The organism is Streptomyces sp. NPDC041784 (genome assembly GCF_055591025.1).
Genome location: NZ_JBVJAB010000042.1, coordinates 36,561 through 47,768, shown reverse-complemented (window position 1 = coordinate 47,768; position 11,208 = coordinate 36,561). Strand labels below are relative to the sequence as shown.

Annotated in this window: 7 protein-coding genes; 2 read left to right on the top strand and 5 right to left on the bottom strand. The window is 73.1% G+C overall.

Features of this window, described 5'->3' with window-relative positions:
- Positions 1–209 precede the first annotated feature (209 nt).
- Positions 210–1,259: a hypothetical protein gene (locus ACZ6D7_RS43145; protein WP_469503314.1), complete on the top strand. Its 1,050-nt coding sequence runs from the start codon at positions 210–212 to the stop codon at positions 1,257–1,259.
- A 177-nt stretch (positions 1,260–1,436) separates the two neighbouring features.
- Positions 1,437–2,486 carry an LPXTG cell wall anchor domain-containing protein gene (locus tag ACZ6D7_RS43140; protein WP_469503311.1) on the top strand — a complete coding sequence of 350 codons (1,050 nt, stop codon included), beginning with the start codon at positions 1,437–1,439 and terminating at the stop codon, positions 2,484–2,486.
- 107 nt (positions 2,487–2,593) lie between these two features.
- Here ACZ6D7_RS43140 and ACZ6D7_RS43135 read toward each other — a convergent pair whose 3' ends face one another.
- From ACZ6D7_RS43135 to ACZ6D7_RS43115, 5 genes are all read right to left on the bottom strand, one after another.
- Positions 2,594–4,375, bottom strand: coding sequence for a GMC family oxidoreductase N-terminal domain-containing protein (locus ACZ6D7_RS43135; RefSeq protein WP_469503309.1), 1,782 nt, complete (start codon positions 4,373–4,375; stop codon positions 2,594–2,596).
- Between the two features lie 29 nt (positions 4,376–4,404).
- A complete protein-coding gene (locus tag ACZ6D7_RS43130; protein ID WP_469503306.1) occupies positions 4,405–6,036 on the bottom strand; it encodes a succinic semialdehyde dehydrogenase in 1,632 nt (543 codons plus the stop codon).
- 126 nt (positions 6,037–6,162) lie between these two features.
- Complete coding sequence (locus ACZ6D7_RS43125) at positions 6,163–7,761, bottom strand: serine/threonine-protein kinase (RefSeq protein ID WP_469503303.1); 1,599 nt, start codon at positions 7,759–7,761, stop codon at positions 6,163–6,165.
- 46 nt (positions 7,762–7,807) lie between these two features.
- A complete protein-coding gene (locus tag ACZ6D7_RS43120) occupies positions 7,808–9,418 on the bottom strand; it encodes a serine/threonine-protein kinase (protein ID WP_469503301.1) in 1,611 nt (536 codons plus the stop codon).
- A 92-nt stretch (positions 9,419–9,510) separates the two neighbouring features.
- Positions 9,511–11,160, bottom strand: coding sequence for a serine/threonine-protein kinase (locus ACZ6D7_RS43115; RefSeq protein WP_469503298.1), 1,650 nt, complete (start codon positions 11,158–11,160; stop codon positions 9,511–9,513).
- Positions 11,161–11,208 lie beyond the last annotated feature (48 nt).

Here is an 11,208-nt window from a genome sequence, read left to right as displayed (position 1 = left end):
GGGGGTCCCGATGGGGTTTGCGGGGGCCACAGACAGAAGCGGGCGGGGGGGGTGACCATCCCAGGGCTGGGGGCGTGGGCGCCCTCCCTCCCCCCCACCCCCCCCCCCCCCGCCAGTCGCATGAACGAACCGGGCTCCTGCCGCGTCACAGTGGCGGCGGACCGAGAGGGGCCCGCCACGACCACTGGACCAGAACAAGGGGGAGTCACGTGGCCCTGACCACGCGCACGAAGATCACGGGGGCCCTGCTCGGCGCGGCCCTGGCCGGTTCCGTCGCCCTCGTCGCGTTACCGGACGGCGGCGGCGAGGACGGCACCGCCTCCACCGGCATCGGTACGAGCAACAGCGGCGAACGCGCCCCCGGCCAGGTCGTGTTCACCGACGCCAAGGAGGCCGTCCCCTCCAGGACGGCGACCGACTGGGTGTCGTACGGCGACCAGGTCGCCGTCGTCCGGGTGGCGGCCGAACACCCCGACCCCGACCCCGGCACGGGCGAGGAGGCCGAGGAGTACGTGTCGAGGAGGGTCGACCTCGAGGTCACGGAGCGGGTGTGGGCGCGGTCCGGTGCGCCGGCGCTGCCCGGGTCCCTGTCGGTGGCCGTCGACGGGTGGCAGATGAAGGACGGCGCCCGGGTCCGTGTGGGCTCCCAGGGCGCGTCGCGGCTGGAGGTCGGCCACTCCTACGTGGTCACGTTCGCCCGGTACTCCGACGGGGTGTGGGCAGCGCTCGGATCGGGCGGCGTCCTGCCCTACGACAACGGCCGGATCGGCGAGGGCGAGTTCGAGGGCGAGCCCGTCACCGTGGACGCGTACCGCTCGGCGCTGGAGCGGCAGCTGGTCCCCGGCGAGGAGGAACCCGTGGCCTTCCGCACCGCGGGGAAGCCGGCCACCGAGGTGAGCGCGGTCCTGCGCGGCGCGACTCCCGAGCCCAAGGCGGCCCAGTACTTCGACCTGGACGCGCCCGCCCGCCATCAGAAGGTCGCGGGGGTGACCGAGCCCGCCGACTCCTTCTGCACCATGGCGTCGCCGCTCGCGGTGTCCGAGGACAGCAGCTACACACCGGAGGAGCTGGCCGGCGTTCTCACGGACCTCGCCGACCTGGCGCCGGGCGACGCCACGGCCCTGCGTACCTACGCGGCCTCCCTCGACGCGGGCTCGGGCCCGGTGGACGAAAGCGCCCGGAAGGCCTCGGTCGCCGTGGTCGAGAAGGAGTGCGGGACCGACGTGGGGGACCTGCTGCCGACCGACACCGGGGAATGAGCGACAGGTGTGACTCACATCACATAAAGAATCCGTGAGGGCGACGCAACTCTTCACAGACTTCGCGGGTCACACCTACCGAAACAAGGGCCACTTCCGCTCCCCACATGCGGTTGGCCTCCCCCAACAGCGCCGCGGTCTTCGCAGTCGCAGCGCACCCGATCCACGAGGTCCTCGATGAAGCTCCGCCCCGCGCTCGCCGCCCTGGCCGTCGGCGCCGCACTGGCGCCGGCCGCCCTGCTGGCCGCGCCCGGAGCCTTCGCGCAGGAGAGCGGCTCGCCGTCGCCCAGCGGGTCCGCGTCACAGAACACCTCCGCCTCGCCGTCCGGGTCGGACGACTCCAGCCCGTCCGCCGCGGCGTCCGACAGCTCGTCCCCCTCGGCGCCGCGGCAGGACGGGCAGGCACAGCCCCCGTCCACACCGGCCTCCGGATCCGCTTCCGCTTCCGGATCCGCGTCCGGGTCGCCGTCCGGCAGCCCGTCGACCTCGCCGAGCCCGTCGGGCGGCGCGGACGAGCAGCCGTTCGACCCCTACCAGGACTGCCGGGACTTCGAGCTGGACAAGCAGCTCAAGGCCCGGATCACCGGCCTGCCGAACAAGATCGTCGCCGGTTCCGGCTGGCACGACTTCACCTTCGAGGTCGAGAACGACTCCGCCGCGGACCTGAAGAACCTGTACCTCGACACGTACCTGGAGTACGGCGACGACTCGGACGCCTGGCTGTCCGAGGGCCTCGCCGTCATCCAGGTCAAGGAGGACGGGAAGTGGACCGACGGCTACCAGGACTCCTACGAGGACGAGCAGGGCAGGACGGTCAACGTCACGGGCTCCTTCGTGGCGCTGCTCGACTCGCTGGAGAAGGACGGCTCCGCCACCTTCGACCTGCGGGTCAAGGTCAAGGCGTCGGCCCCGGCCGGCTCGTCGTTCGCGATGAGCGAGGCCGTCTACGCGGACGCCGACGCCACCTGCCATGTCGCCGGTGACTTCTACGACGTCCGGATCCTCGCCGCCGGCAGCGACGTGGGCGACGTCGACGACGCCGAGCCGAGCGGCCGGCAGAACGACGGCCCGCGGCCCCAGGGCGGCCCGGCCCGCCCCATCAGCGGCAGCCTCGCCGATACCGGCGCCGGCTCCGCGCTCCCGGTGATCGCGCTCGTCGGCGGTGTCGCCGTCGTGGCCGGCGCGGGCGCGGTGATCGCGGTGCGCCGACGCAGGCCGGGGGCGTGACACAGACCTGAACCGGCCCTCGCGGCCGACGGGAAAAAGACTGAGGGACCTGTGCTCGGAGGGGGGTGCAGGTCCCTCGGTCGTGTCCGCGGCCTGTGAGGACGGCGTCAGTCCTTCTTCGGCGGCACCGTCGGCATGCCCAGGAACGGCAGCCGCAGCGCGCCGAACGCCTCCGCCGGGACCGCCGGGTCGCGCGGCTCCACCGGCCGCAGCCGCTCGTACGCCTCCCCCTGCGCCGGGCGCGGGTCTGCCTCGCCCTTGTTCGGCCAGTACGACATCGCGCGCTCGGCCTGCGCGGTGATGGTGAGCGACGGGTTCACGCCCAGGTTCGCGGAGACCGCGGCGCCGTCGACCACCGAGATGCCCGGATGGCCGTACAGCCGGTGGTAGGGGTCGATGACGCCCGTCTCGCGGGAGTCGCCGATCGGGCAGCCGCCGAGGAAGTGGGCGGTGAGCGGGGTGCCCATCAGCTCGCCCACGTTGGAGCCGGCGAAGCCGTTGATGTCGGCGGCGATCGCGGAGGCGGCCTCCGAGGCGGCTCTGATCTGCTTGGGGTTGGGCGCGCCGTGCCCCTGGCGTGCGGTGAGCAGCCCCTTGCCGACGCCGGACGGCTTCAGGTACGTCGTCAGCGAGTTGTCCAGCGACTGCATCACCAGGCCGATGATGGTCCGCTCCGACCAGCGCCGGTTGGAGAGCGAGCGCAGGACCAGCAGCGGGTGGCGGGCCGCGTTCGCCAGCCAGCCGGCCACCCGCGACGAGCCCTCCGCGTACGGCACCTGGAGGATGGAGAGCCCGCCCATCGAGTTGGAGCCCTTGCCGTAGCGGACCGGCTCGATGTGGGTGTTCTCGTCCGGGTGGATGGACGAGGTGATGGCGACGCCGCGCGTGAAGTCGACCTTCGCCGTGCCCGTCGCCCTCCGGTAGCGGCGATCGTCGGTCTGGGCGCCGACCAGGGCCTCGGAGTTGGTACGGGTCAGCTCGCCGAGCCGGCCGGAGAGGTACGGCAGCCGGCCGCTCGCCTTCATCCGGTGCAGCAGGGTCTGGGTGCCGTACGTGCCGGCGGCGAGGACGACCCTGCGGGCCTTGAAGGTCCGGCCCCCGCCCTTCTTCTTCGCGTCGGTCGGCACGGTGGTGACCGCGTAACCGCCCTGCGAGTCGTCGGTGACCGACACGACCGTCGTCAGGGGGTGCACCACCGCGCCCGCCTTCTCGGCGAGGTAGAGGTAGTTCTCGTTCAGGGTGTTCTTCGCGCCGTGGCGGCAGCCGGTCATGCACTCGCCGCACTCGGTGCAGGCCTTGCGGTCCGGGCCCGCGCCGCCGAAGTACGGGTCGGCGACCTGCTCGCCCGCCCTCGCCTTCGCGGCGCCGTCCGCGTCCTCGCCGTCGCCGAAGAACACGCCGACCGGGGCCATGTGGAAGGTGTCGCCGACGCCCATGCGCTGCGCGGCCGCCTTGAGGTGGACGTCCGACGGGGTCGTCGTCGGGTTGAGCCGTACGCCGAGCATGCGCTGCGCCTGGTCGTAGTACGGCTTCAGCTCGTCCTGCCAGTCGGTGATGTGGCGCCACTGGGGGTCGTCGAAGAAAGGTTTCGGCGGGACGTAGAGGGTGTTGGCGTAGTTCAGGGAGCCGCCGCCGACGCCCGCGCCGGCGAGGACCATGACGTTGCCGAGCAGGTGGATGCGCTGGATGCCGTAGCAGCCCAGCTTGGGGGCCCAGAGGTAGTTCTTGAGGTCCCAGGAGTTCCTGGGGAGGCTCTCCCGGGTGAAGCGGCGGCCTGCCTCCAGGACGCCTACGGTGTAGCCCTTCTCGGTCAGGCGCAGGGCGGTGACGGAGCCGCCGAAGCCGGATCCGACGACGATGACGTCGTAGTCGTAGGCGTCCTGGGGCACATGCTCTCCTCGTTGAGAACGGGTGGTGTCTAGCGCAGCCGGAGTGCCTTCATCACCCTCAGGCTGGTGCTCATGAACTGGGCGTACTTCTCGTCGGTCATGCCCAGGGAGGGGGCCATCGGCAGCAGGCGCTGCTGGGCGACCGTCTGGGCCTCGGTGTACTTGAGGATGCCCTCGGAGCCGTGGCGGCGGCCGAGGCCGGAGTCCTTCATGCCACCCATCGGGGACTGGACGCTGCCGTAGGCCGGGGCGTAGCCCTCGTTGACGTTCACCGTGCCGGTGCGCAGGCGGGCGGCTACCTCGCGGCCGCGGCGGCCGTCCTTCGTCCAGACCGAGGAGTTCAGGCCGTACGGCGTGGAGTTGGCCAGCTCGACGGCCTCGTCGTCGGTCTTGAAGCGGTAGATCGAGACGACCGGGCCGAAGGTCTCCTCCCCGCACACCGCCATGGGCTCGGTGACGCCGTCGAGGATGGTCGGCTCGTAGAAGTAGGGGCCGATGTCCGGGCGGGCCGTACCGCCCGCGACGACCTTCGCGCCCTTGGCGACCGCCTCCTCCACGTGCCGCGTCACGGTCTCCAGCTGGCGGTCGCCCACCAGGGAGCCCATGTCGGCGCCGTACGCGAGGGAGTTGCCGAGGCGCATGCCCTTGGTGCGGGTCGCGAAGCGGTCCAGGAAGGTGTCCGCGACCGACTCGTGGACGTAGAGCCGCTCGATGGAGATGCAGAGCTGGCCGGCGGAGGAGAAGCAGGCCCGGACCGCGCCCGCGGCCGCCTTCTCGATGTCGGCATCCTCCAGGACCAGCATGGCGTTCTTGCCGCCGAGTTCGAGGGACACGCCGACCAGGCGGGCGGCGGCGCCCTGCGCGACCTCGCGGCCGGTGCGGGTGGAGCCGGTGAAGGAGACGTAGTCGGCGTGCCGCACGACCTCGGGGCCGACCACCGGGCCCTCGCCGATGACGACCTGGAAGACACCGGCGGGCAGACCGGCCTCGATGAGGAGGTCCCGGGCCCAGAGCGCGGTCAGGCAGGTCTCCGTGTCCGGCTTCATGACGACCGCGTTGCCCGCGACGAACGCGGGAAGCGCGTCGCCGACGGACAGCTCCAGCGGGTAGTTCCAGGGGGCTATCTGACCGATGACCCCGCGCGGGTGACGCAGTTCGGTGACCTTCGTCAGCGTCGGCATGGCGCCGGCGTGCCGCTTCGGCCGGAGGTAGGCGGGCGCCTTGCGGCCGTAGTGCCGGGCGGCCACCGCGACGGCCTGCACCTCCTCGTGGGCGTGCAGCCGGGCCTTGCCCGTCTCCAGCTGTATCAGGTCGAGGACCTCGGCCTGGCGGGCCAGGATCAGGTCGTGGAAGCGCAGCAGGACGGCGGCGCGCTCCCGTACCGGGGTGGCCGCCCAGACGGCCTGGGCGGCGCGGGCCGCGGCGTAGGCCTGCTGTACGTCCTCGGGGGTGGACTCGGGCAGGTCGGCGAGCTTCTCGCCGGTGAACGGCGTGTGGTTCGCGGTACGGCCGGAGCCGACGACACCCCTGGTGAGCTGGGCGACGAGCTGGGGGGTGACCACGTCGGCGGCGGTACGGACGCCGGTGGGGGCGGGGGCGAGGGGGTTGGTACCCGTGCTGGGGGTGGTACCGGGCTGTGCCGGGGCCTGCGAGTCCGTCATGACGCGCAGGGTATGACGCGGGAAGGACTTTGGGTACCCGCGGGTAATAGGGATTCACCGACCGCACACACAGTGCCAGTGTTCACTGGCAACAAACCTGCTGATCAGGACCTTGTACCCGGATTTTCAGCCGTTCTCGATCTCCAGCCGGTCGCGCGCCTCCTCGAACACCGTCGTGCCCTGCCGCTCCGCCGCCGTCCCCTTCGGCATGTCGACGCGCAGCTCGTACATCCGGCTGTCGTCGGTGCGCACGAACAGTTCCATGACCCGGGTCGGGGACTCGGCCATCCGGTAGGTCGTGTCTGCGAGGGCGGCCTCGTAGCCGTGGAAGGTGGTGCGGGTGGCGCGGGTGCGGGCATCGGCGTCCTGGCCGCTCCAGGCCCTGCGCGCCTCGGCCGCGCGGGCCATCGGGTCGGCGGGGGCCCGGTCCCACTGCGTGAGGCGTACGTCGACGGAGCCGGCCGAGTAGACCACGAGCCGGGGCTGCGCGGCCCCGCCGCCGCGCCGGGCGGACTCCCGGTAGCGGGTCGGGAGGGTGAGGACGGCGCTCATGGCGGGCTCCGGGTGCGTGACCCAGATGGCCGCCTGCGGAGCGGCCCCGCTGTCGGGCTCCCCGCGGAAGGCCGAGCCCAGCCAGGCGCCGCCGGCGAGGAGGAGGGTGAGGAGCGTGAGGGGGAGGGGGCGGTGGTGGAGGGGGCGGTGGTGGAGGGGGCGGTGGTGGAGGGGTATTCGGGTGGGGGTCGTCGGGCTGGGAGTGCGCGTGCTTTCCGGTTCCGGCTCCGGTTTTGGTTCCGGCTCCGGTTTTGGTTCCAGTTCCGGTTTTGGTTCCGGTTCCGGCTTCGATTCCTGCTTCGGCTCCCCTGTCACTCCCGCCGGCTCTCCCGCCACCCCCGCCAACTCCCCCGCCACGTCCGCCGCGTCCGGCCGTAGCTCCGGATCGCGGGTCAGGAGCCGTAGGAGGAGCGGGCCGAGCGGGCCGGCCCGTCGCGGTTCGGGTGGGGCCGCGGCGAGGATCGCGGCGGCCGTGGCCTCCGGGCTCGTACGGGAAAACGGTGACGTGCCCTCGACGGCGGCGTACAGCAGGGCGCCGAGGGACCAGAGGTCGGACGCGGGGCCGGCGCCGCGTCCGGACAGATGCTCGGGGGCGAGGAACTCCAGGGCGCCCACGGACTCGCCGGTGACGTCCCAGGGCTCCTCGCCCCGGGGGTGCGCGGTGCCGAAGTCGGTGACGACGACCCGGCCTTCGGGGCCGAGCAGGACGTTGGCCGGTTTCACATCGCGGTGCACGATCCCGACGGCGTGCGCGGCGCGCAGGGCGCCCAGGACGGCGAGGCCGATCCGGGCGGTCTCGGCCGGGTCGAGCGGACCGCGGGCCAGCACCTCGCGCAGGGACTCGCCGGGGACCAGCTCCATGACGATCCAGGGCGGTCCGCCGTCCGCCTCGGCGCCCTCCACCACCACGTCGTGGATGGTGACGGCGCTGGGATGGTCGATGCGGGCCGCCGCGCGGGCCTCGTGGTAGAGGCGGTGGACGGCCCGCCGGTGGGCCTCGTCCTCGGGGTCGCCGGGCAACCAGGGCTGTTTGACGGCGACTTCGCGCTCCGTGAGCGTGTCACGGGCCCGTCGGACGGTACCCGCGGCGCCGGTGCCGATGCGTTCGAGGAGCCGGTAACGGCCGCCGACCGTACGGCTGTTGGCACCTCCGGGGTCACCGTCGTCGCTCATGTCCCATGACTACCACGGTCGTCGTCACCCCGCCGCCCCGGCGCCGTCAGAGCTTGTCGAGTTCCAGGTTGGCGATGGCCGTGCGGGCCACCTCACGGCCGCGTTCGGTGAAGTCGCCCTTGCCGGGGTAGGCGACGGTGAGCTTGTACATGTCGCCGGCGGAGGACTTGTAGTAGAAGATCCGCAGCTCGCGGGGGCGCGGGTCCTGGGAGTCGTCGGTGGTGTACGGGACGGTGTTCGCGGCGGCCTTCTGGCCCTGGAAGTCCAGGCTGCCCTCGGTCTCGGTCTTCACGCCCTCCGGCATGTCGAGGGCGTAGCTGCCGCTCTCCTTGAACTTGGCGTCGTCCGCGTACATCTCGGCGGCCGCGGACGGCTTGATCTCGTTGCCGGTGTCCTCCGCCTTGCGGGCCACCGCCAGCACGACGGAGACCGCGCCGCTGGGGTCGGTGTAGCTGACCCAGTGGCTGTCGTCCGAGTCCCGCTCAGGCACGGCCCGCTCATAGCCGTCAGGGACAGCGAGCGTGGCGGTGAGGTCCTTCTCATGGGCCGTCTTCCAGTCGTCCGGCAGCGGCCCGGCGAACGGGTCGGCGAGCACCAGGTACGCCGTCACCGCCGCCGCGACGACCGCGGCGCCGAGCCCGATCCACGCCGTACGGCCGAACCGGCGGCGCGCGACCGGCACCTCGACGTGCCGCACGATCTCGGTGGGCGTCGCCGGCTGCGGCGCGGGCGGGTTCGCGGCGGCCTCCAGCAGGGCGCGTACCCGCGCGGCCCCCGGACGGCGTGCGGGGTCCTTCTCCAGCAGGCCGTTGACGGCCTCGGCGAGCGGGCCCTGCGCGGCGGCGGGCGGCGCGGGCGCGGCGTTCAGGACGGACTGGAGGGTGGCCGGCGTGTTGCTGCGACGGAACGGCGACACGCCCTCCGTCGCCGCGTACAGCACGACGCCCAGGGACCACAGGTCGGACGCCGGGCCGGGGCGCTGGCCCAATACCCGCTCCGGGGCGATGTACTCGGGCGAGCCGACGAAGCCGCCGGTGTCGGTGAGGTTCGTCTCGCCCTCGATCTGGGCGATGCCGAAGTCGGTGAGGACGACCCGGTCGTACCGGCCGAGCAGGACGTTGTCCGGCTTGACGTCCCGGTGCAGGATGCCCGCCGCGTGCGCGGCCTCCAGCGCGCCGAGCACCTCCAGGCCGATCCGGGCGGCCTCGCGCGCGCTGAGCGTGCCCTCCTGGAGGGCGCTGCCGAGGGAGCGTCCGTGGACCAGCTCCATCACGATCCACGGCCGGCCGTCGACGACCGCGACGTCGTGCACGTTCACCACGGCCGGGTGGTCGAGCCGGGCCGCGGCCCGTGCCTCGCGCCGCATCCGCTCGTACGCGTTGGCCCGTTCCCGCTCGGGAAGGTGGTCCGGGACGCGGGGTTCCTTGACGGCTACCTCGCGGTCCACCGTCTCGTCCTTGGCGCGCCACACCGTGCCCATCCCACCGTGCCCGAGCTTGGCGAGCAGGCGGTAGCGGCCCGCGATGAGCCGCCCGGTGCCCGGCTCCTGTGCGGGGGCGGGCTGCTGGGGCGGCACGGCCGGCTGAGGGTTCGGCGGTTGCAGAACAAAACTCGTCGTCTCGTCGGACTCGTGGCCGACTCCCCCGTTGTGGCTCATGGTTCCATCCATATCGCGCCAGGCAGGCCGGTATCCACCGGGCGGGGACACCGGTCACAGACCCGTGACCCGTAGCGCTCCTTATGCACCTTTTACCGGACTGTGAACGTGTCGATCGCCACGTCGAAGTACTCCCGTGCCTCCCGCACCTTCCCGACCGGCGCCGACACCCACACGTCGTACAGCCGGCCGTTCGCCTCCCAGCACAGGTCGTAGGTGTGCCGGGCGCCCTCGGCCGCGCTGAAGCCGTTCCAGGTGAACTCCCAGAAGGCGGCCGGGTTTCCGGCGTGCACGGTCTCGGTGACCTTGCCGTCGTGGTAGCCGGGGTTGGTGTCCGGGCCCTCGGCGGCCGCGCGTTCCATCACGCCGAGGGGGCCGCCGGGCTCGGGGTCCCCGATCTTGATGCCGAGGCGGACGGTGTCCCCCGGTGACATGTAGAAGACCCGCTCGCCCTGGGGCACCCGGGTGAAGTCGTCCGGGACGGCGAGGGAGAAACCGGCGGGGTCGTCGGCGAGGCGGTAGCCGGAGGGGGCGGTGGAGTGGTCGTCCGAGGCAGGAGCGGGGGTTGGGGTGGTGGTGGGCGTGGCCGTGGGGGTGGGAGTGGTGCGGGTCGCGCTCGGAGGCGGCGTGGCCGAGGCCGGGTCGCCCGGTGAGCTGCTCGCGGTCGGGCCCGGCGCCGCGCTGGTCGTCTCCCGGGACGCCGAACTCGTGGGCGAGCCACCGCCCCCGTCCCCGTCCCGGTTCACCAGCAGTGCCGCCGCCGACACTCCCGCGCCCGCCATCGCGGCGACCAGCAGCGCGGCCACCAGCACACCGTGCGGCGACCGCTCCCGGGCGGGCGGGGGCGGCGGCGTCCGCGGCAGGTCGGCCCGGGTCGGCGTGTATCCGGACGTCACCGGCGGCGGCGTACGCCCCGTCTCCCGGAAGGCGCGCAGCATCCGCTCCGCCTCCGCCGCGCCCAGCCGCCGCTCGGGATCGCGCTCCAGCAGCCCTTGTACGACGGGCAGGAGCGGCGCGGCCTGCGCGGGCGTACGGATCTCGGCGAAGACGACGGCGTGCAGGATGCCGCCCAGCGAGTCGCGCCGGAACGGCGACTCGCCGCTCAGCGCGGTGCACAGCAGCGCGCCCAGCGACCACAGGTCGGACTCGGGACCGGTGCGCGCCCCCGACATCCGCTCGGGCGCGGTGTACTCGGGCGAGCCGACGAACGACCCGGTCTCGGTGAGCGTGGTGGCGCCCGCGACCTGCGCGATACCGAAGTCGGTGAGGACGACCCGGTCGCTGTCGCCGTCGAGCAGGACGTTCGCGGGCTTGATGTCGCGGTGCAGGACACCGGCCGCGTGCGCGGCGCGCAGGGCGCCCAGCAGGGCGATGCCGATCCGGGCCACCTCGTCCGCCCCGATCGGGCCCTGCTCGGCGATCCGGTCGGCGAGCGAGCCGCCGTCGATCAGCTCCATGACGATGCACGGCCGTTCGCCGTCCTCGACGACGTCGTGCACGACGATGATGTGCGGGTGGCTGAGCTGGGCGACCGCGCGGGCCTCGCGCAGCGTGCGGTCCCGGCGGCCGCGGGCCTCCTCGGCGGAGAGCGTGTCGTCCTGGATCAGCTCCTTGACCGCGACACGCCGTCCCAGCAGCTGGTCCGTCGCGCGCCACACGACGCCCATGCCGCCGCGCCCGAGCCTCGCCTCCAGCCGGTAACGGCCCGCGATGACCCGGACGGCGTCCCCCTCGGTCCCCATGCGCCCATCATGCCCCAACGGACGCCCGGCCTCCGGGTCACCGACCGG

Coding starts and splice junctions, on each gene's coding strand:
- ACZ6D7_RS43140 (WP_469503311.1), top strand. CDS start 1,437: ATGAAGCTCCGCCCCGCGCTCGCCGCCCTGGCCGTCGGCGCCGCACTG.
- ACZ6D7_RS43130 (WP_469503306.1), bottom strand. CDS start 6,036: ATGACGGACTCGCAGGCCCCGGCACAGCCCGGTACCACCCCCAGCACG.
- ACZ6D7_RS43125 (WP_469503303.1), bottom strand. CDS start 7,761: ATGAGCGACGACGGTGACCCCGGAGGTGCCAACAGCCGTACGGTCGGC.
- ACZ6D7_RS43120 (WP_469503301.1), bottom strand. CDS start 9,418: ATGAGCCACAACGGGGGAGTCGGCCACGAGTCCGACGAGACGACGAGT.
- ACZ6D7_RS43115 (WP_469503298.1), bottom strand. CDS start 11,160: ATGGGGACCGAGGGGGACGCCGTCCGGGTCATCGCGGGCCGTTACCGG.